This is a genomic window from Marisediminicola antarctica, assembly GCF_009930795.1.
In the GTDB taxonomy this organism is placed as follows: Bacteria; Actinomycetota; Actinomycetes; order Actinomycetales; family Microbacteriaceae; genus Marisediminicola; species Marisediminicola antarctica.
In genome coordinates, this window is sequence record NZ_CP017146.1 from 1,811,565 (window position 1) to 1,830,911 (window position 19,347).

Consider the following 19,347-nt stretch of genomic DNA (forward strand, 5'->3'; position numbering starts at 1 on the left):
CGGCCAGTGGCGCAGCGGTCAGCGGCGCAGCAGCAGGGCGTCTCCCTGGCCGCCGCCGCCGCAGAGGGCAACGGCTGCCCGTCCGGTGCCGCGGCGAGCGAGCTCGTGGGCTGCGTGCGTCACCAGCCGGGCCCCCGAGGAGCCGATCGGATGCCCGATCGCGATAGCCCCGCCGTGGATGTTTACGATCTCCTCCGACAGGCCGAGATCGCGCGAGGATTGCAGCGCGACGGCGGCAAAGGCCTCGTTGATCTCGACGAAGTCAAGGTCCGATGCGGCCCAGCCCGCCTTCGTCAGTGCGGCGCTGATCGCGCGCGAGGGCTGCGAGTGCAGCGAGTTGTCGGGGCCGGCAACCTGGCCGGCCTGCTCGACGATCGCGAGCCATGGAAGAGAGTTGGCCTCGGCGTAGTCGCGGCTGGCGAGCACGAGCGCGGAGGCGCCGTCGCTCAGCGGCGACGAGTTGCCAGCGGTGATCGTGCCGTCAGCTGTGAAGGCGGGGCGGAGGCGGGAGAGTGACTCGACCGTGCTGTCGGGCCGCACGCCCTCATCGGTGGTCAGCACAGTGGTGGCGCCCTTACGACCCACGATCTCGACGGGCGCGATCTCTGCTTCGAAGAGTCCGGCCTGCGCGGCCTCGGCCGCCCGCTGGTGCGACCCCGCGGCGATCTCGTCCTGTTCGGTGCGGGTGAGGCCCAGCACGTTCACGTACCGCTCCGTCGACTCGCCCATCGACACGGCGTCGAATGCGTCGGTCAGTCCGTCGTTGGCGGCGTGGTCGAGAGCGGAGACCGTTCCGTACGCCCAGCCCGCACGGGAGCCCGCGAGCAGGTGCGGTGCGTTCGACATCGACTCCTGCCCTCCGGCCACGACGACCGTCGCCTCGCCCGTGCGGATGAGCCTCGCGGCGTCGATGATGGCGCTGAGGCCGGAAAGGCACACGCGGTTGATGGTCGTGGTCGGCACGTTCCAGCCCAAGCCCGCCTTGATGGCGGCCTGCCTGCTCGGATTCTGCCCGGCGCCAGCCTGGAGCACCTGGCCGAGGATCACGAAGTCCACTGCGGTGGGGTCGATGCCTGACTGCGTGACGGCCGCGCGGATCGCGATGGCACCCAGGTCGACAGCGGGAAGGGTCGAGAGCTGGCCCTTGATGCGGCCCTGCGGGGTGCGTGCGGCACCGAGGATAACGACGTCGTTCGACATGAGTGGCTCCTTCGCCGGTTGCGTTCACCTTCGACAGTACCCCCGCCGGTTGACACTTTTTGCGAGGAACCCTAGAGTCGTGCTGAAACCTGAATCAACTGTCAGGTTAGCGAAATTTGCCCGCCCAGGAGAGTCACCGAATGAGCGCGACGGAGCCACGCACCGCCCGCGGCATCGCCACACGGGCGAAGCTGCTGCAGGCGGCCGAGACGGTTTTCGCGCGTGTCGGCTACACAGAGGCCTCGATCGTGCGCATCACCGAGGAGGCGGGCGTTGGACAGGGCACCTTCTACCTCTACTTCGACGGCAAGCTCGCCGTCTTCGAGGAGGTCGTCGAAGACCTCAACCGCACGGTTCGGCACAGCATGAGCGAGGCCGCCTCGAAGGGCACGACGCGCATCGAGGCCGAGCGGCTCGGATTCCAGGGGTTCTTCGAGTTCACGGCAGCGCACCCCGCGCTCTACCGCATCGTCCGCGAGGCGGAGTTCGTGTCGCCGCGAGCCCTGCGGAGGCACTACACCCGCATCGTCGAGGGCTACACCGAGGGGCTGGAGCAGGCCAAGGCGGCGGGAGAGATCGACGCCGACCCGACCGTCGCGGCCTGGATGCTCATGGGCATCGGCGAGATGGTCGGCATGCGCTGGGTGCTGTGGGGAGACAGGGCCGAAGGCACGGAGGACGGCCCGCTCGACGGGGCCCCGGGAGTCGTGCCTCCCACCGTGTTTGACGAGATGATGCGATTCATCCAGGCCGGGCTGGGCTCGCGCCCGCCCGGCTCTGGTTCCGAAACGAAGGAGACACCGCAATGACGAGGACACCCGAATGACCACGACACTCGCCGGCCGCAAGGCCCTCGTGACGGGAGCCGCGAGCGGCATTGGGGAGGCCGTCGCTCGCGCCCTCGCCGCGGCAGGCGCGCACGTCGTCGTCGCCGACCTCAACGGCGATGCCGCGGCGACCGTCGCGGCTGAGATCGGCGGCGAGGCCTGGCAGGTCGACCTGTCCGACACCGCGGCGCTCGCCGACCTCACCCTCGACGTCGACATTCTCGTCAACAACGCCGGCATCCAGCACGTGAGCCCGATCGAGAGCTTCGACCCGGCCAAGTTCCACCTCATCCTCGGCCTCATGCTCGAGTCGCCCTTCCTGCTCGTGCGTGCGGCCCTGCCTCACATGTACTCGGGCGGCTACGGGCGAATCATCAACATCAGCTCCGTGCACGGGCTGCGCGCGAGCGAGTTCAAGTCCGCCTACGTGGCCGCGAAACACGGGCTGGAGGGGCTGTCCAAGGTCACGGCGCTCGAGGGCGGCCCGCACGGGGTCACGAGCAATTGCGTCAACCCGGGCTACGTGCGCACGCCGCTCGTCGACCGGCAGATCGCGGAGCAGGCGATCGCCCACGGCATCCCCGAGTCCGAGGTGATCGAGAAGGTCATGCTCACCGAGAGCGCCATCAAGCGGCTGCTCGAACCGGCCGAGGTGGCCGACCTCGTGCTGTGGCTGAGCGGCGCGACCGCCGGCATGGTCACGGGCGCCTCGTACACGATGGACGGTGGATGGAGCGCACGATGAGCACTGCACCACGCACGAGCTACCGCACCGCGACCGTTCCCGTTCGCGGCGGCGACCTCGCCGTCGGGGTGTGGGGACCGGACGACGCACCGACGGTGCTCGCGATCCACGGGATCACCGCCTCGCACCGGGCGTGGGCCCTGCTGGGGTCCCTCGCGCCCGAGCTGCGCATCATCGCCCCCGACCTGCGCGGCCGCGGCCGCAGCAACTCGCTGCCCGGGCCATGGGGCATGGCCTCCCACGCCGACGACGCCACCGCGGTGATGGACGCGTTCGGCGTCGAGCGGTGCGTCGTGCTTGGCCACTCGATGGGTGGCTTCGTCGCCGCGACCCTCGCCGCGCGGCATCCGCCCCGGGCCGCCGGGGTCGTGCTCATCGACGGAGGGCTCCCGATTCCCGCCCCCGCCGGGGTCGCCCCGGAGGACCTCCCGGAGGCGCTCATCGGATCGGCGGCGCGGCGTCTCGCGCTGCGCTTTGCGACTGTGGAGGACTACCGCGACTTCTGGCGCGGGCATCCGGCCTTCGCCGGGCACTGGACGCCGACGATCGAGCAGTACGTCGACTACGACCTGCAGGGCCTGGCGCCGGACCTGGCCCCCTCCGCCGTGGTCGAGGCGGTCGCGGCGGACGCCGTTCAGCTCGCCGGCGACGAGGGCTACGCCGCCGACCTCGCGGGAATCCGTATTCCGTTGCACTTCATCAGGGCGCCGCGGAACCTGTCGGACGAGCTGCCCGGGCTGTACGCCGAGCGGACGGTCGCCGAGTGGGGGGAGCGGTTGCCGCAGCTGCGAATCCACGAGATCGGCGGGGTCAACCACTATACGATCGTGATGGCCGAGCATGGCATGCGTGAGGTGCTCACGATTGTGCGCCCCGTGATTGCCATGGCGACGCCGACACGAACGCCGACAGCAACGCCGACACGGGAGCGCGCGCTATGACAATCGACAAGACAGCGGCGAGCGCGGCGGACGCGGTCGCCGACCTCTTCGACGGCGCCACGATCGCTGTCGGCGGTTTCGGCCTCTGCGGCAACCCGATGGCCCTTATCTCGGCCATTCTCGACCTCGGCGTGCGCGACCTCGAGGTCGTGAGCAACAACTGCGGCGTCGACGACTGGGGCCTCGGCCTGTTGCTCGCTGCCCGCCGCATCCGCAAGATGACATCGTCGTACGTGGGCGAGAACAAGGAGTTCGAGCGGCAGTTCCTCTCCGGCGAGCTCGAGGTCGAGTTGACGCCGCAGGGAACACTCGCCGAAAAGCTGCGCGCCGGGGGATCAGGCATCGCCGCCTTCTTCACCCAGACCGGCGTCGGCACCCAGGTTGCGGAGGGTGGGCTGCCGCTGCGCTACGACGGCAACGGCGGGGTCGCCCTGTCCTCGCCGCCGAAGGAGGTGCGCGAGTTCGACGTGGGAGGGCGCGCGCTCGAGTTCGTGCTCGAGAATTCCATCTCGACCGACTTCGCGCTCGTGCACGCGCTGCGCGGCGACCGGCACGGCAACCTCGTCTTCAACAAGTCGGCCCGCAACTTCTCGCCCCTCGCGGCGATGGCCGGCCGGATCTGCATCGCCCAGGTCGAAGAGCTCGTCGAGCCCGGCCAGATCGACCCCGACCAGGTTCACCTTCCGGGCATCTACGTGCACCGGGTGGTCGAGGTCGGCGGCGACATCGAGAAGCGCATCGAGAAACGCACCGTCACGGTCGCTGGTGCATCGGACACCACCACCACCCCCGCATCCGCCACCGCTACATTCACCACCCCGGCATCCGCCACCGCTAAATTCGCCACCCCCGCATCCGCCACCTCGCACACCGAAGGAGCCTGACCATGGCGCTGACCCGCACCCAGATGGCCGCACGCGCGGCCATGGAGCTGACCGACGGTTCGTATGTGAACCTCGGAATCGGCCTGCCGACGCTCGTGCCGAACTATGTGCCGAGCGGAATAACGGTCGTGCTGCAGTCCGAGAACGGCATCCTTGGCGTCGGGGCGTACCCGCTCGAGCAACACGTCGATCCGGACCTCATCAACGCCGGCAAGGAGACCGTGACCCTGCTCCCGGGCTCGGCGTTTTTCGATTCGGCGATGAGCTTCGGAATGATCCGCGGCGGCAAGATCGACGCGGCGATCCTCGGCGCGATGCAGGTCTCGGCCCGCGGGGACCTCGCCAACTGGATGATCCCCGGCAAGATGGTGAAGGGGCCCGGCGGTGCGATGGACCTCGTGCATGGGGCCGACCGGGTGATCGTGCTGATGGAGCACGTCGCGCGGGACGGGAGCCCCAAGATCGTGAACGAGTGCTCCCTGCCACTCACGGGGCGGCGCGTGGTCGACCGGATCATCACCGACCTCGCAGTGATCGATGTCACCGACGACGGCCTCGTGCTGCGCGAGCTCGCTCCGGGTGTCACCGCCGAGGAGGTGGCCGCCGCGACAGAACCGGCGCTGACCGTGCCGGCGGGCATCGCGACCGACAGGCTGGTCGTGTCATGACCGCGACGCTGTTCGACGGGATCACCCGCCGCTCCGTGACGACGCCGAGGCTCACGGCATCCGTTCTCGAACGCCGGGGACAGGACGGCGGCCCGACCGTCGTCTTCATCCACGGCAACGTCTCGTCCTCGCTGTTCTGGCAGCCCAGCATGCTCGCGCTGCCCGAGGCGGTGCGTGCGCTAGCGATCGACCTGCGCGGTTTCGGCGACAGCGAGACCCTCGATGTCGACGCGACGCGCGGGCTCGGCGACTTCGCCGACGACATCGCGTCAGTGCTGGCCGAGCTCGGCGTGCCGAACGCGTACTTCGTCGGCTGGAGCATGGGCGGCGGCGTGGTGCTGCAGCTGCTGCTCGAGCGCGAGGGGCTCGTCGACGGGCTCACCCTCATCGCACCGGTCTCGCCGTTCGGGTTCGGCGGCACCGCCGGCTCGGACGGGCGGATGCTGTCGGCCGATGGCGCCGGCACCGGCGGCGGGGGAGGAAACCCCGACTTCATCGCCCGGCTCGCGGGGCACGACACGTCCGATGAAGCGGCCTCCCCGCGCGGGGTGTATCGCTCCGCCTACGTGAAGAGCCACGAGGGGCTCGACTTCGAGGACGTCTGGGTCGAGTCGATGCTGACGACCTCGACCGGGGTCGGCAACTACCCCGGCGACTCGGTGGCATCCGACAGCTGGCCGGGCTTCGCCGCGGGCGGCCGGGGAGTGCTCAACACCATGGCGCCGACGAACTTCAAGGTGGCGGGCATCGTCGACCTGCCGGTCAAGCCGCCCATCCTGTGGGTGCGTGGCGCCGACGACGTCATCGTCTCGGACACTTCGCTGTTCGACATCAACTACCTCGGGCAGCTGGGGGTGATCCCGGGCTGGCCCGGCGAGGATGTGGCGCCTGCGCAGCCGATGATCGCCCAGACGCGCGCCGTGCTTGACGCGTATCGGGCGGCCGGCGGTTCTTATGTCGAGCTGGTGCTCCCGGACTGCGGGCACTCGCCGCACCTCGAGCACGCGGCGGAGTTCGACGAGGCGCTGGCCGCAGCTCTGGCGGGGGAGGCCACGCTGACGGAGTGAGCGGCCGCTCGCGCGCCGGCGGCGGCGAGCTGGCCGGTGACCGCTCGCGCTGGCGGCCCCGCGGGCACCGGCGGCCCCGCGGGCACCGGCGGCCCCGCGCGCGCTGGCGGTGTCGCGCGCGCTGGCGGCCGCTCGCGCGTGTGTTGTTCACTCCCGCGCCGGTAATCGCATGCACGCGGTTGAACAACACCCGCGTGAGCTGGCGCTGGCGCGATCGCGCTGGCTGCCTCGCGCGCTGGCTGTCGCTCGCGCGTTGGCGGCCCCGCGCGCGTGTCGTTCACCCCCGCGTGAGCTGGCGCTGACGCGATGGCGCTCGCGCTGACGCTATGGAGATGGCGCTGGCGCGCTCGACCTGTCCCGGCCGCGCACTGCAGCACTGTCGGTGGCCCGGCGTAGCGTGGACGGATGAGCCGCACCGCCTGCGCGATCGCCTCCGAGACCGGGGGAGCCTGCAGTGCACCCGTCGCGCCCGGCGCCCCGCTCAACCTCTGCACCCAGCACCTGCTCGCCGCGCACGACTGGGTGGCGCGCGAGGTCGGCGTGACCGACACGCTTCCCTCGCCGTGCCTGGCCTGCGGATCGCGGCTCGGCGTCAAGTACCCCTCGGGCTGGCTCTGTGCCATCTGCGAGTGGAAGGTCGGCGAGATCCTCGACGACGAATCATCCGGGATCGGGGCGCGGGTCGACGTCGTGTACTACCTCCGCTTCCGGGATCGGATCAAGATCGGTACCTCGGGCAATCCGCGCCAGCGGCTGGCGGCGCTCCGTTACGACGAACTGCTCGCGTTTGAGCGCGGCGACCGCGTGCTCGAACAGCGGAGGCACGCGCAGTTCGCGGCCCATCGCATCCTCCGTTCCGAGTGGTTCGAGGTGCACGACGCTCTCGTGGCGCACATCCGAATTCTCAGAGACGGGGTCGAGGACCCCTGGTCGCAGCACACGCTGTGGCTGAGTCAGCGGCTGGCCCTCGGTCGCAGCGTCAGCCGGTGATGTGCGGACTGCCTGCCGGGACGGGTGCACCGCCCGCCGCATTGCCCGCCGCACTGCCAGCCGGGCCACCAGCGGGGCCGCCCGACGCACCGCCAGCCGGGACTTCCGCACGGCCCCGATGCCGAGCCTCGATGCCCTGCCCGACGTAGGTCGCGACGATGATCACGGCCGCGCCGACGAAGCCCAGCATCCCGAGGGCGTCGCCGCCGATGGCGACCCCCACGAGCACAGCCCACACCGGCTCCGAGCCGAGCAGGAGGCTCGCCCGCGATGCCGACGTCTTCTTGATCGCCCAGGTCTGGGCGAGGAAGGCGAAGACCGAGCAGGCGACGGCCAGATACGCCAGCGCGGCCCAGTCCGTCCAGCCGATCGTCGCAACGGCGTCTCGCACGCCCGACAGGTCTGCGGCGGTGAACACAAATCCCATCACCGCGAGCTGTACGAACGTGAGCGACAGGGGGCTGGACGACTGCGAGCGGGTGAGCCGCGCGATGACCGTGGTGCCGAAGCCGCGCACGAGGGCGGCCGCGAGGATGACGAGGTCTCCGGCGCGGGGCAGGTACGCGCCGCCCTGCGTGATGAGCAGGCCCACCCCGACGACCGCCGCTGCGGAGCAGAGGAAGTAGCCGCCCGGCAGCCAGCTGCGGTTCCAGAGGGAGTCGAACAGCGGTGTGAAGATGATCGCCAGGCTGATGATGAGGCCCGCATTCGTGGCGCTCGTGACGCTGACGCCGGCCGTCTCCAGTGCCATCACGGTACCCACGATCACGGCGATGACCGCCCCGGACGCGAGGTTTGCGACCGTGAACACCCGCTCCCGGCGGAGGAGGACGATTACGGCCAGCACGGTGGCCGCAATCAGGAAGCGCAGCCCGAGCGTGGCACCGATGCTCACCCGCTCGAGCACGATCTTCGTGACGAGAAAGCTGCTGCCCCAGAAGAACGCAACTGCGATCAGGATCAGGTCGGTGGGCTGGGCTCGGGGAAGGCGGAGGAGGAGACGCGGTGGCACAACTGAATCCTGCAGCACCAATGCCTAAGCAACAACGCCGGCTTGTGCACCGATGCTTTAGATTTACTTCATGGATTTGTATCAACTGCGGATCGTCCGAGAGCTATCGGAACTCGGCAGTCTGAGCGCGGTGGCCGCGAGGCTGTCGGTCACGACCTCCGCCGTGTCGCAGCAGTTGAGAGGGCTGCAGGACGAGATGGGCGAGCAGCTCGTCGTCAAGAGCGGCCGCAATCTCGTGCTCAATGAAGCGGGTCGGGCGCTGGCCGCGGCGGCCGTGCAGGTTCTGGCGTCGATGAGCGACGCCGAGCAGTCGGTGCAGCGCCATTTCTCCGACGGCCGCGGCGAGGTGACCGTCGCGGCCCTGCACAGTGCCGCGCTCGCGATTTTCCCGAAACTGCTCGGGAGAATGGATGCCGAGAGCGGCCCACGCGTGATCTGCAGCGACACGGACGTCACCGTCGACACGTTCGCCCGGCTCGTCGCCGACGTCGATCTCGTGATCGCCCACCGGCTGCCGTGGGGTAACCCCTGGCCCGCCTCCATCGCCGTCACACCCCTCGTTTTTGAGCCGCTCGATGTGGCGATGCAGTCCGGGCACCGGTTGGCCGGCGCTACCGAGGTGCAGCCGGCGGACCTCGTGAACGAGGAGTGGATCTCGGTGCAGGAGTCCTTTCCGCTCGCATCCGCCCTGCACGCCCTCGGCGCCGCCGCCGGCGCCACGCTGCGGGTGCGTCACCGGCTCAACGAGTTCCCCATCGTCGTCTCCCTCGTCGCGGCGGGGCAGGGCGTTGCGCTGCTCCCGCGCTACATGGGCAACCCCGACGCCCACCCGGGTGTCGTTCTCACGCCGCTCGCGGGCATTGAGATCGGACGTCAGATCGACATCCTCTCCCGGCCGGAGGTGCTGCGGAAGGAATCGGCGATCGCCGTCATCGCCGCCATCCGCGACGTTCTGAGCGTGCCGGCATCCGAGCGCGTTCCCGGTACAGGGCAGGTCGGCTACTGACAGCGCGCCGCCACCTAATCCGAGGTGGTGGCGGTCGGCACGTCGAGCCCGGCGAAGGGCGCGAGCCTGAGTTCGAACTCGGCCCACCCGCCTCGCGGCAGTGTGGTCGCACCGTAGGAGAGCGCGATGCTCTGCTCTGGCCAGTCGAAGTTGCTCCGCTCCGCGGCGGCCTCGCCCGAGTCGTCTTTAGAGACATCGGTCAGGGCGACGGAAAGCCACTGCGACGAGCCGTACGCGTCGCCCCACCATTGCCAGTACTCATCCGGGTCGTCGGTTCCGAATCGCTCGCCGAGGTCGTCAGCATCCGCCCCCTCATGATCGAGCTCATGGTCGAGCTCGACCGGGCCGAGGCCGCGCGACGCAGTGATGGTGGTCACGATGTCGACGACCAGGTGCCAGTCGTCGGCGCCGTCCGGCACGGTGTCACTCACATGGCTCTGGGAGTTGAAGACGACATAGGCGGATTCGGCACCGAAGCCGTTCCCGCCGGCCGGGAACCACTGCGCTTCGCCCTCGGTCTGCCAGTCGAGGTCGAACTCGGCGCCCAGTGCCATCTTGATGTCGGCGATCAGCTCGGCTTCGACCTGCTCGATGTCCTCCTGTGGCGGGGCCGCCAGCACGTCGTTCGCGTCGACGCCGGGCGAGCCGGGATAGTCGGCCCAGTCGACAGTAACCTCGGCGCCGGACGGGCTGACGTAGGTTGTCGTCGGCGACGATGCGCAGCCGCTCAGCGCGGCGAGGGCGGCGAGGGCGGTGAGCGCGGAGAGGGTGGCGATCGCCCGGCCTTGTCTGGTTTCCAGCGTCCCTGCTCGAGGCTTAGTCATTTTCTCCAGAGTACAGATCGGCGCACTTGTGCGCATCGATGCAGAGGAACTTTGCCGGGTCACTCCGCCACACTCCATGAGCGTTCTCGGGTCTGCCAGCTACCGGGCACCCGCCGGACGTAAGCTAGGGCCGTGCCTGCAGTCAATCTTGGAATGCCCAAAGCCCCCTCCGTTCTCGCCCCCCGCCGCAAGACCAGAGAAATCTCGGTCGGTAAGGTCAAGGTTGGCGGTGATTCCCGGGTCAGCGTGCAGTCGATGACAACGACCCAAACGACCAACATCAATGCGACCCTGCAGCAGATCGCGGAGCTGACCGCGAGCGGATGCGACATCGTGCGGGTCGCCGTACCTCACCAGGACGATGCGGATGTGCTGCACATCATCGCCGGCAAGAGCCAGATCCCGGTGATCGCCGACATCCACTTCCAGCCCCGATACGTCTTCAGCGCGATTGACGCCGGCGTCGGTGCAGTGCGTGTGAACCCGGGCAACATCCGCAAGTTCGACGACCAGGTCGGCAAGATCGCCGCCGCTGCGAAGGCCGCGGGCGTCAGCATCCGGATCGGCGTCAACGCGGGCTCGCTCGAGCCGAGCCTGCTGCAGAAGTACGGCAAGGCGACCCCGGAGGCGCTCGTCGAGAGCGCGGTGTGGGAGGCGAGCCTGTTCGAGGAGCACGACTTCCACGACTTCAAGATCTCTGTCAAGCACAACGACCCCGTCACGATGGTCAGGGCGTACCGCCTGCTCGCCGAGCGCGGCGATTGGCCGCTGCACCTCGGCGTGACCGAGGCCGGCCCCGAGTTCCAGGGCACGATCAAGTCGGCGACCGCGTTCGGCATCCTGCTTGGCGAGGGCATCGGAGACACCATTCGGGTGTCCCTCTCGGCGCCGCCCGTGCAGGAGGTCAAGGTCGGCCTGCAGATCCTTCAGTCCCTCGGCCTGCGCGAGCGCACGCTCGAGATCGTCTCCTGCCCGAGCTGCGGACGAGCCCAGGTGGATGTCTACAAGCTGGCCAACGACGTGACCGAGGGCCTAGAGGGCATGACCGTTCCGCTGCGCGTCGCCGTGATGGGCTGCGTCGTCAACGGGCCGGGCGAGGCCCGTGAGGCTGACCTCGGAGTTGCGAGCGGCAACGGGCGCGGGCAGATCTTCGTCAAGGGCGAGGTCATCAAGACCGTGCCGGAGGCCGACATCGTTGCGACCCTCATCGAGGAGGCCAACCGGCTCGCCGCCGAAATGCCGCCGGGTGCGCTCGGTTCGCCCGAGGTTGTCACGGTCTAGCTACGGGTCCGCTCGGACTCGGGCTGGGGCTCGGGCTCGGGCCTCGCCGAGTTCGACGAGTTCGCTGACATTGCCGAGTTCGCTGACATTGCCGAGTTCGCTGATATTGCCGAGTTCGCTGATATTGCTGAGTTCGCTGACATCGACGGGTTCGCTGACAACGCAGAGTTCGCCGACATCGCAGAGCACGCCATTCGTGGGTAGTACGCGTGAACGCGGGTGGTGTGCCTCCCGCGTCTGCGCGTGTGAGCCGCGCTTGCGGGGCGACTGCCGTGGGCGGCCAAGTTGCGCGGGTGCTGGGCTGTTTCGCGGGTGCTGCGCTCAAGTGCGAGATGTCCGTGTAAGCGCGGGCGGTTGAGTACCACGGTGGTCACAGCGTGACAGGGCCGAGTGCGCGATTCGCGGGTAGTGCGCGTGAGCGCGGGTGGTGAGCCACCCGCGTTTGCGCGTGTGACCCGCGCTTGCGGGGCGATTGCTGCGAGAGGCCACATGGCGCGGGTGCTGCGCTTATCCGCGGGTGCATCGCTGTTTCGCGGGTGCATCGCTGTTTCGCGGATGCTGCGCTCAAGTGCAGGAGATGCGCAAGAGTGCGCGCGGTCGAGTACTACGGTGGTCGAGGCGTGACAGCGGATGGTGAGCCTGCCCGGCTGGCTGCCCGCGTCCACCGCCCACCTGCCCCGCCGAGCCGCCGCGCCCAGCCCGCACCGCACCGCACGAGTCACCCAGCCCGCACCGCACGAGTCACCCGGCCCGCACGAGGCACCGCACGAGGCACCCGCCTCGTGCCCCACCGCACGAGTCACCCGCCTCGCACCCCACGGCACGAGTCACCCGAACCTCGCCAGTATTATGGGGGTTGTGCCAACTCGCCTCTCACAGCTCTTCGTCCGCACCCTCCGGGAAGACCCGTCCGACGCGGAAGTGACCAGTCACCGCCTGCTCCTGCGCGCCGGCTACATCCGCCGCCAGGCCCCGGGCGTCTTCGCCTGGCTGCCGCTCGGGCTCAAGGTGCGCCGCAAGATCGAGGCGGTCATCCGTGAGGAGATGGACGGGATCGGCGCCCAGGAGGTGCACTTCCCGGCGCTGCTGCCGCGCGAGCCGTACGAGATCACCGGGCGCTGGACCGAATACGGCGACGGTGTGTTCCGCCTCAAGGACCGGCACGGCGCCGACTACCTGCTCGCGCCGACCCACGAGGAGGTCTTCACTCTGCTCGTGAAAGACCTCTACAGCTCCTACAAAGATCTCCCGCTCTCGATCTACCAGATCCAGGACAAGTACCGCGACGAGGCGCGCCCACGCGCGGGCCTTCTGCGCGGCCGCGAATTCTCGATGAAGGACGCCTACTCCTTCGACTACACCGACGCCGGCCTCGACGTCAGCTACCAGGCTCAGCGCGACGCGTACGAGCGCATCTTCCAGCGCCTCGGCCTCGACTACGTGATCGTGCAGGCGGATGCTGGTGCAATGGGCGGCTCGCGCAGCGAGGAGTTCCTGCACCCGACCCCTATCGGCGAGGACACCTTCGTGCGCACCGACGGCGGATACGCGGCCAACGTCGAAGCCTTCCGCACGATTGTGCCGGAGGCGATCGACCACTCCGGCTTCCCTGCCCCCGAGGTAGTCGACTCGCCGAACACGCCGACCATCCCGACCCTCGTCGACCTCGCCAACGCTAGCCATTCTCGCCCCGACGGCCGCGAGTGGACCGCCGCCGACACCCTCAAGGTCGTCGTGCTCGCTCTCAGCCACCTCGACGGCAGCCGCGAGCTCATCGCGATCGGACTTCCCGGCGACCGCGACGTCGACCTCAAGCGCATCGAGGTTGCCTTCGCCCCCGCCGAGGTCGAGGCGGCCACCGCTGCGGACTTCGCCCGCACCCCGCAGCTCGTCAAGGGCTACATCGGCCCCTGGTCGGCCGACGGGGCGGTGCTCGGCCGCGGTGTCGTCGCCGAGGCCCCAAAGTCCAGGGCGGGCAAGTCGGGCAGGTCGAGCGAGCCCCGCACGCTGGATGCCGAGGCCCCCGCCGGTCACGAGTCGGCGTCGTCCACGGGCATCCGCTTCTTCCTCGACCCGCGCATCGTCGATGGCACCCAGTGGGTCACCGGAGCAAACATCGACCAGAAGCACGTCTTCGGCCTCGTCGCTGGCCGCGACTTCTCGGCCGACGGCTTCCTCGAGGTCGCCGAGGTGCGCGAGGGAGACCTCGCGCCCGACGGCTCCGGCCCGATCGAGACGGCGCGTGGCATGGAGATCGGCCACGTCTTCCAGCTCGGTCGCAAGTACGCCGAGGCGCTCGGTCTCAAGGTGTTGGACGAGAACGGCAAGCTCGTCACCGTCACGATGGGCTCCTACGGCATCGGCGTCACGCGCATCCTCGCCGTGATCGCCGAGGCGAACAACGACGGCAAGGGCCTCATCTGGCCCGCGAATGTGACCCCCTTTGACGTGCACGTGATCGCCGCGACGAAGGAGCCCGAGATCCACGCGGTCGCCGAGACCATCGCCGCCGAGCTCGAGGCGCGAGGCAAGGATGTGCTGTTCGACGACCGGCCCAAGGTGTCGGCCGGCGTGAAGTTCGGTGACGCGGAGCTGCTCGGTGTGCCGACGATCGTGATCGTCGGGCGCGGCGCGGTCGAGGGCAACGTCGAGCTCTGGGACCGTCGCACAGGAGACCGCCAGTCGGTTGCGATTGACTCGATCGCGGCGCTCCTCGCGCCCTGACCCACCGACGACTCGCCGAAGAAAGAGAACGTGACTGACGCTCCCCGCATCCGGATCAGCCCCGACGAACTCGCACGGGCGACGTCGATCCTGACGACGGTGACGTCGTCGTACGACGAGAAGGTCGTCGGGCAGAAGGGGCTCCGGACGAGCCTGCTGATCGCGCTCATGACCGGCGGTCACATCCTGCTCGAGTCGGTGCCGGGGCTCGCCAAGACGACTGCGGCGGAGGCCCTCGCCGACGCCGTGCACGCGAGCTTCAAGCGCATCCAGTGCACCCCCGACCTGTTGCCGAGCGACATCATCGGCACCCAGATCTTCGACTATGCCAAATCGAGCTTCGAGACCCAGCTCGGCCCGGTGCACGCGAACTTCGTGCTGCTCGACGAGATCAACCGTTCAAGCGCCAAGACGCAGAGCGCGATGCTCGAGGCGATGCAGGAGCGGCAGACCACGATCGGCGGCGTCATGCACGCTCTGCCGAACCCGTTCCTCGTGCTCGCGACCCAGAACCCGATCGAGCAGGAGGGCACGTACCATCTGCCTGAGGCTCAGCTCGACCGCTTCCTGCTCAAGGAGGTGCTCGACTACCCCGATTTCGCCGAGGAGGTCGAGATCCTCGACCGCATTCAGGACGGCGTGTTCGACCGGCCCTCCGCGCACGGCTCGGTGCACCTGGACGACGTGCTGTTCCTGCAGGATGCCGCGACGCGTGTCTATCTGGACCCGGCGATCACCAACTACATTGTCTCGGCCGTGTACGTGACCCGGCACGCCGCGACCTATATCGCCGCCGACCTCGCCGAGTGCATCGACTACGGCGCGAGCCCCCGCGCCAGCATCGCGTTCAGCCGGGCCGCTCGCGCTCTCGCCCTGCTGAACGGCCGCGACCACGTGATCCCGGACGACGTGAAGGAGCTCCGCCACGTCGTGCTGCGGCACCGCATCATCCTGAATTTCGAGGCGATCGCCGACGACATTGCCCCCGAGACGATCATCGACGCGGTGTTCGCCGCCGTGCAGGCCCCCTGACCCGACCGACCATGACGAGTCTGCTGCGCAAGGTCAAGACGCGACTGGCGATCCACGCCCACCGCAAGGTGCGCGGGATGCTCGAGGGCGAGTACACCTCGGTGTTCCACGGGCGCAGCATCGAGTTCGACGACCTGCGCCACTATGTGCCCGGCGACGAGGTCAAGGACATCGACTGGAAGGCGACGGCCCGCATGGGCACGCCGATGACCCGGCGCTACATCGCCTCGCGCAAGCACACAGTGCTTCTCGTCACCGACACCGGCCGCAATATGGCGGCGGTGGCCGCGAGCGGTGAGCAGAAGATCGACATCGCGATTCTTGCCGCGGGCGTCGTCGGCTACCTCGCCGCCCGGCATGGCGATCTCGTTGCGATTCTCGCGGGGGATGCCGAGCAGACCGAGTACCGAGGCCCCGAGTCGACCGACGCGCACCTGGAGCGGCTACTGCAGCTCATGGCGTCGCGCACGACGCTCGGCTCTGGCCGCAGCGACCTGAGCACGCAGCTGGCGTACGTCGCGCGAGGCTTCCGGCGCCGGATGATTCTCGTCGTGATCGCCGACGACCGGGTGATCGACCAGGTGCAGCGGCGGCTCCTGCGCCGTCTCTCCGCGCAGCACGAGATCCTCTGGCTGACTGTCGGCGATGCCGACCCGACTCGCGCCGACTGGTCGGCCGGCGGCATGTACGAGGTGGCCGACGGGGCTGAGCTGCCGAGGGCTGTGCGCTCCCAGCGGCACCTGCGCGAGGAGTTCGCAGAGGCGGCTCTCGCGCGGACGGCCGCCGCCGACGAGCTGTTCGACTCGCTCGCGATCAGCAGCGGTCGGGTTGAGGCCGAGACCGACGTCATTCCCGGCCTGTTCCGCCTGCTCGAGGGGCACCGGCATGCCCGGCGGTAACGGGTTCTTCCCGCCAGTGGCGTATTCGCCGCTCTGGGCGGCGCTCGCGGTCGTGATTCTGCTCGTGCTCGCGGCGTTCTACATCGTCGTGCCACTGCTCACCCGTCAGGCGCGCGTCGAGGAGCCGGAGGTCGATGTGAGCTGGATGCCGGTTGACGTGCCGGCCCTGCGCGGCAAGTACGAGGTACTCATCTCCGAGGTCGAGGCCTCTCACCGCCTCGGGGAGCTCAGCGTGCGCGCGGCGCATCAGCGCCTGAGCCTGCTGCTGCGCCTGTTCGCGTACGAGTCGAGCGGCATCCGCGCCCCGCACATGACGCTCGCCGAGCTGCGCGAGGGCCGGGACACCCCGCTCAGCGACGCCGTGGCGAAGCTGTACCCGGGCGAATTCGAGGCAATCGAGCGCGGCAGCGTGCTGGACGCCGCCGAGGTCGCCAGACGGATGGTGTACTCGTGGAACTGATCTACTGGTGGATGCCGCTGCTGTGGGCGCTGCTGACAGCAGTCGTGGCCGGTGTCGCCGTGCTTGTCTACCGGCGAGGACGCCGCCGCGCGGTGGAGGGGCGCGCGATCGCCCACTCGGACCGCCTGACCGCACTGCCCGGCTACCGCACCGCCCTGGCCCGCTACCGGGCGTTGTTGCTCGCATTCGCCGGGCTCGCCGCGCTCGTGCTCGTGGCGGGGGTGATCCTCGCGTCGCGCCCTGTCGCGACGAGCATCGTCTACCCGCAGCTCAGCAATCGCGACATCGTGTTGTGCCTCGACGTGTCCGGGTCGATGGTCGAGTACGACACCGAGCTCGTCGAGGTGTTCGGGCAGCTCGTCGACGAGTTCGAGGGCGAACGCGTGAGCCTCGTCGTGTTCAACGCGTCCGCGGTCACCTACTTTCCGCTCACCTCCGACTACGGCTACATCCGCGAGCAGTTCGCCACGATCACGGAGCAGTTCGTGAACGAGGACATCGCCTATTTCGACGGCACCTTCTTCGGCGATGGCTCCTCTCTCATCGGAGACGGGCTCGCGGCGTGCTCTCTGCGTTTCGACACCCCTGAGGAGGACCGCTCGAGGTCGATCATCCTCGCGACCGATAACCTCACGGTCGGCGAATCGATCTTCAGCCTGCCCGAGGCCGGGGAGCTCGCGAGTGAGGCCGGCATCCGCGTCTACGGAATCAACCCGGGCGATTCGAGCGCCAGGGAGTATCTTGCCCGCTTCGCCGCCGAGTTCCAGGGAGTCGTCGAGGGCACCGGTGGCTCCTACTTCGGCATCGCAGACCCGCGCGCGATCGACTCGATCGTCGAGCGGATTGACGCCGAGCAGGCCACCATCTCTCGTGGCGCACCCCAGCTCGTCACAGCGGACCAGCCTGTGATCCCGGTCGTTTTCGCCTTCCTCGGACTCGCCGGACTCATCGCCCTCGCCTGGAGGCTGCAGCGATGACGCTCATTCCCATGCTGCCCATCCCGGTCATCGCCGTGCTCGGCGCCGTGCTCGGCGGCGCCGTGCTGTGGCGTCTCGCGCGCGCCCGGCGGTCGAGGGAGCGCCTCGGCTGGGCGCTGCGGCTGGCGATGGTGGTGCTGTTGATCGTGATCTCCCTGCGCCCCTCGATCGCCGGCGAGACCCGCGGGCCGGTCGCGTCGGGCGGTCTCGAGGTGTACTTCGTCGTCGACACGACGAGCAGCATGGCGGCCGAGGACGCCGCGGTCGAGCCGGCCGGCGACGCTCCCGCCACCCGGCTCGATGCGGTGAAGGCCGACATCACCGCCATGTCCGAGCAGCTGGTCGGAGCACAGTTCTCGCTCACCACGTTCGACGCGACCTCGGTGCAGCGCGTGCCACTCACGACGGATGCGGCGGCGCTCGCGTCGGCGACGACGGCTCTGACCTCCGAGATCACGTACTACTCGCGCGGGAGTGGCATCGACGCCCCCGTCGAATTCGTCGGCGAGCTGCTCGCGAGCGCGCGAAGCTCGCACCCGGAACGCTCCCGGGTGCTGTTCTACCTCGGCGACGGCGAACAGACCCGGGACGAGGTGCCCGGCTCGTTCGGCGCCATCGCCGAGCTCATCGACGGTGGAGGTGTGATCGGCTACGGAACCCAGGAGGGCGGGCGGATGCGCGTGTTCGACGGCTACTCCGCCGATGACAACCCCGCCGAGGTGTCCTACATCCAGGATCCGACCAGTGGCGCCGACGCGGTGTCCACGCTCGACCAGGCGAACCTCGCGGTCATCGCCGGCGAGCTCGGTGTCGACTACCGGCACAGCGACGAGGGTGCGGCGCGGGAGTTCGCGGACGGTCTCGACGTCGGGCCGATAACGGCCAGGGCCAGCAGCTTCGCCGGCCCCGTCGAGTTCTACTGGCTCCTCGCACTCCCTCTCGCGCTGTTCGCGCTCGGCGAGCTCGCCGCCGCGGGCCTCGCGATAGCGCGATCGCGCCCACGGTCCGACAACCCTCGCCAGGCTAAGGAGGCGCGCTCGTGAGCGTGCCGAACCCAGCGCTCCGCCGACTGCGCTGGATCCTGCTGCTCGGGTCGGTGCCGTTCGCGATCGCGGCGCTGATACTCGCCGGAAAGCTCATCGGTCTGCAGGGCACGGCGGGTCCCTCGCTCGACAGCTACGATCGCGGCAACTACGCCGCGAGCGCTGAGCAGCTCGATCCCCTGTTCGAGTGGAACGCGTTCGAACCGTGGATCGCCCACTTCGACCGGGGCACGGCGCGGGCCGCATCCGGCGACACGATTCCCGCGATCACCGACCTCGAACGCGCCTTCGCGCAGGCGCCGAGCGCGAAGAAATGCGATGTCGCCGTCAACCTCTCGCTCAGCTGGGAGCTGCTCGGCGACAGCTACGCCTCGCAGGGCCAACTGGCCGGTGCCGCTCGCCTGTACGCCACAGCGAAGGCTGTGATCGAGGCGGCTGGCCCCGAGTGCGAACCCCCCAACGCGCCGCAGAACAACCTGGAGGGACGCGACCCGGGGCAGGAGCTGTCGGACGCGAGCGATCGGCTCGACGCCAAGTCCGACCAGACCGCGCCGCCGAGGAGTGGCACTGGCGACGGCGACTCGCCCGGCGCCGAACAGGACCAGCTCGAGCAGCTGCGCGAGCAAAACGATGACGCGGCGGGGGAGAAGGCAGAGCGCGAGACGCAGAACCGCGGCCAAGACTCGGGGGGCGCTTTCACGGACCGACCCTGGTAGCGCGGCGGGGCCGAATCCACTGGTAACTTAGGTGTTGACTTCCCCGAGCAC

The 19,347-nt window shown here is 69.2% G+C and carries 20 protein-coding genes; 16 read left to right on the forward strand and 4 right to left on the reverse strand.

Going from position 1 to position 19,347, the window contains the following annotated elements:
• Nucleotides 1-18 precede the first annotated feature (18 nt).
• A complete protein-coding gene (locus BHD05_RS08580) occupies nt 19-1,200 on the reverse strand; it encodes an acetyl-CoA C-acetyltransferase (RefSeq protein WP_161886063.1) in 1,182 nt (393 codons plus the stop codon).
• Nucleotides 1,201-1,340: 140 nt separating this feature from the next.
• Between BHD05_RS08580 and BHD05_RS08585 the strand changes: the two genes are divergently transcribed.
• From BHD05_RS08585 to BHD05_RS08615, 7 genes are all read left to right on the forward strand, one after another.
• Nucleotides 1,341-2,009, forward strand: a complete 669-nt coding sequence (locus BHD05_RS08585; RefSeq protein ID WP_161886064.1) for a TetR/AcrR family transcriptional regulator — start codon at nt 1,341-1,343, stop codon at nt 2,007-2,009.
• Nucleotides 2,010-2,022: 13 nt separating this feature from the next.
• Nucleotides 2,023-2,772, forward strand: coding sequence for a 3-hydroxybutyrate dehydrogenase (locus BHD05_RS08590; protein WP_161886065.1), 750 nt, complete (start codon nt 2,023-2,025; stop codon nt 2,770-2,772).
• Nucleotides 2,769-3,713 (forward strand): alpha/beta fold hydrolase, encoded by a 945-nt coding sequence (locus BHD05_RS08595; RefSeq protein WP_236966482.1) that lies wholly within the window; start codon nt 2,769-2,771, stop codon nt 3,711-3,713. The genes BHD05_RS08590 and BHD05_RS08595 overlap by 4 nt, the downstream gene beginning before the upstream one ends.
• On the forward strand, nt 3,710-4,597 hold the full coding sequence (locus tag BHD05_RS08600; protein WP_161886067.1) for a CoA transferase subunit A: 888 nt from the start codon (nt 3,710-3,712) through the stop codon (nt 4,595-4,597). Before BHD05_RS08595 ends, BHD05_RS08600 begins: the two co-directional genes overlap by 4 nt.
• A gap of 2 nt (nt 4,598-4,599) precedes the next feature.
• Nucleotides 4,600-5,265: a CoA transferase subunit B gene (locus BHD05_RS08605; RefSeq protein WP_202614173.1), complete on the forward strand. Its 666-nt coding sequence runs from the start codon at nt 4,600-4,602 to the stop codon at nt 5,263-5,265.
• Nucleotides 5,262-6,332, forward strand: a complete 1,071-nt coding sequence (locus tag BHD05_RS08610; RefSeq protein ID WP_161886068.1) for an alpha/beta fold hydrolase — start codon at nt 5,262-5,264, stop codon at nt 6,330-6,332. Before BHD05_RS08605 ends, BHD05_RS08610 begins: the two co-directional genes overlap by 4 nt.
• A 405-nt stretch (nt 6,333-6,737) precedes the next feature.
• Entirely contained in the window at nt 6,738-7,322 is a 585-nt protein-coding gene (locus BHD05_RS08615) for a GIY-YIG nuclease family protein (RefSeq protein WP_161886069.1), read from the forward strand.
• Here BHD05_RS08615 and BHD05_RS08620 read toward each other — a convergent pair.
• Nucleotides 7,312-8,334 (reverse strand): DMT family transporter, encoded by a 1,023-nt coding sequence (locus tag BHD05_RS08620; protein WP_161886070.1) that lies wholly within the window; start codon nt 8,332-8,334, stop codon nt 7,312-7,314. The two genes, BHD05_RS08615 and BHD05_RS08620, sit on opposite strands and share 11 nt — an antisense overlap.
• Nucleotides 8,335-8,404: 70 nt before the next feature.
• On the opposite strand from BHD05_RS08620, the gene BHD05_RS08625 reads away from it, so the two are divergent.
• Nucleotides 8,405-9,340, forward strand: coding sequence for a LysR family transcriptional regulator (locus BHD05_RS08625; RefSeq protein WP_161886071.1), 936 nt, complete (start codon nt 8,405-8,407; stop codon nt 9,338-9,340).
• A 14-nt stretch (nt 9,341-9,354) separates the two neighbouring features.
• Here BHD05_RS08625 and BHD05_RS08630 read toward each other — a convergent pair whose 3' ends face one another.
• Complete coding sequence (locus BHD05_RS08630) at nt 9,355-10,164, reverse strand: hypothetical protein (RefSeq protein WP_161886072.1); 810 nt, start codon at nt 10,162-10,164, stop codon at nt 9,355-9,357.
• 132 nt (nt 10,165-10,296) lie between these two features.
• Between BHD05_RS08630 and ispG the strand changes: the two genes are divergently transcribed.
• Complete coding sequence (gene ispG / locus BHD05_RS08635) at nt 10,297-11,445, forward strand: flavodoxin-dependent (E)-4-hydroxy-3-methylbut-2-enyl-diphosphate synthase (protein ID WP_202614174.1); 1,149 nt, start codon at nt 10,297-10,299, stop codon at nt 11,443-11,445.
• On the opposite strand, the gene BHD05_RS08640 is transcribed toward ispG, so the two are convergent.
• Complete coding sequence (locus BHD05_RS08640; protein ID WP_161886074.1) at nt 11,446-11,634, reverse strand: hypothetical protein; 189 nt, start codon at nt 11,632-11,634, stop codon at nt 11,446-11,448. It lies immediately after the preceding gene.
• A 669-nt stretch (nt 11,635-12,303) separates the two neighbouring features.
• On the opposite strand from BHD05_RS08640, the gene BHD05_RS08645 reads away from it, so the two are divergent.
• From BHD05_RS08645 to BHD05_RS08675, 7 genes are read left to right on the forward strand one after another with little or no spacing between them, the layout of a single operon-like run.
• Nucleotides 12,304-14,169, forward strand: coding sequence for a proline--tRNA ligase (locus BHD05_RS08645; protein ID WP_202614353.1), 1,866 nt, complete (start codon nt 12,304-12,306; stop codon nt 14,167-14,169).
• Between the two features lie 30 nt (nt 14,170-14,199).
• Nucleotides 14,200-15,201, forward strand: coding sequence for an AAA family ATPase (locus BHD05_RS08650; RefSeq protein WP_161886075.1), 1,002 nt, complete (start codon nt 14,200-14,202; stop codon nt 15,199-15,201).
• Between the two features lie 11 nt (nt 15,202-15,212).
• Nucleotides 15,213-16,100 carry a DUF58 domain-containing protein gene (locus BHD05_RS08655; protein ID WP_161886076.1) on the forward strand — a complete coding sequence of 296 codons (888 nt, stop codon included), beginning with the start codon at nt 15,213-15,215 and terminating at the stop codon, nt 16,098-16,100.
• Complete coding sequence (locus BHD05_RS08660; protein ID WP_161886077.1) at nt 16,087-16,560, forward strand: hypothetical protein; 474 nt, start codon at nt 16,087-16,089, stop codon at nt 16,558-16,560. Before BHD05_RS08655 ends, BHD05_RS08660 begins: the two co-directional genes overlap by 14 nt.
• Complete coding sequence (locus tag BHD05_RS08665) at nt 16,551-17,537, forward strand: vWA domain-containing protein (protein ID WP_161886078.1); 987 nt, start codon at nt 16,551-16,553, stop codon at nt 17,535-17,537. Before BHD05_RS08660 ends, BHD05_RS08665 begins: the two co-directional genes overlap by 10 nt.
• Nucleotides 17,534-18,580, forward strand: a complete 1,047-nt coding sequence (locus tag BHD05_RS08670) for a VWA domain-containing protein (RefSeq protein ID WP_161886079.1) — start codon at nt 17,534-17,536, stop codon at nt 18,578-18,580. Before BHD05_RS08665 ends, BHD05_RS08670 begins: the two co-directional genes overlap by 4 nt.
• Nucleotides 18,577-19,296 carry a hypothetical protein gene (locus BHD05_RS08675; RefSeq protein WP_161886080.1) on the forward strand — a complete coding sequence of 240 codons (720 nt, stop codon included), beginning with the start codon at nt 18,577-18,579 and terminating at the stop codon, nt 19,294-19,296. The genes BHD05_RS08670 and BHD05_RS08675 overlap by 4 nt, the downstream gene beginning before the upstream one ends.
• Nucleotides 19,297-19,347 lie beyond the last annotated feature (51 nt).

Bases quoted from the DNA above. Each gene is read 5' to 3' on its own strand.
- BHD05_RS08595 (WP_236966482.1), top strand. From the start codon at position 2,769: ATGAGCACTGCACCACGCACGAGCTACCGCACCGCGACCGTTCCCGTT.
- BHD05_RS08590 (WP_161886065.1), top strand. From the start codon at position 2,023: ATGACCACGACACTCGCCGGCCGCAAGGCCCTCGTGACGGGAGCCGCG.
- BHD05_RS08625 (WP_161886071.1), top strand. From the start codon at position 8,405: ATGGATTTGTATCAACTGCGGATCGTCCGAGAGCTATCGGAACTCGGC.
- BHD05_RS08585 (WP_161886064.1), top strand. From the start codon at position 1,341: ATGAGCGCGACGGAGCCACGCACCGCCCGCGGCATCGCCACACGGGCG.
- BHD05_RS08670 (WP_161886079.1), top strand. From the start codon at position 17,534: ATGACGCTCATTCCCATGCTGCCCATCCCGGTCATCGCCGTGCTCGGC.
- BHD05_RS08630 (WP_161886072.1), bottom strand. From the start codon at position 10,164: ATGACTAAGCCTCGAGCAGGGACGCTGGAAACCAGACAAGGCCGGGCG.
- BHD05_RS08600 (WP_161886067.1), top strand. From the start codon at position 3,710: ATGACAATCGACAAGACAGCGGCGAGCGCGGCGGACGCGGTCGCCGAC.
- BHD05_RS08660 (WP_161886077.1), top strand. From the start codon at position 16,087: ATGCCCGGCGGTAACGGGTTCTTCCCGCCAGTGGCGTATTCGCCGCTC.
- BHD05_RS08655 (WP_161886076.1), top strand. From the start codon at position 15,213: ATGACGAGTCTGCTGCGCAAGGTCAAGACGCGACTGGCGATCCACGCC.
- BHD05_RS08610 (WP_161886068.1), top strand. From the start codon at position 5,262: ATGACCGCGACGCTGTTCGACGGGATCACCCGCCGCTCCGTGACGACG.
- BHD05_RS08580 (WP_161886063.1), bottom strand. From the start codon at position 1,200: ATGTCGAACGACGTCGTTATCCTCGGTGCCGCACGCACCCCGCAGGGC.
- BHD05_RS08605 (WP_202614173.1), top strand. From the start codon at position 4,600: ATGGCGCTGACCCGCACCCAGATGGCCGCACGCGCGGCCATGGAGCTG.
- BHD05_RS08615 (WP_161886069.1), top strand. From the start codon at position 6,738: ATGAGCCGCACCGCCTGCGCGATCGCCTCCGAGACCGGGGGAGCCTGC.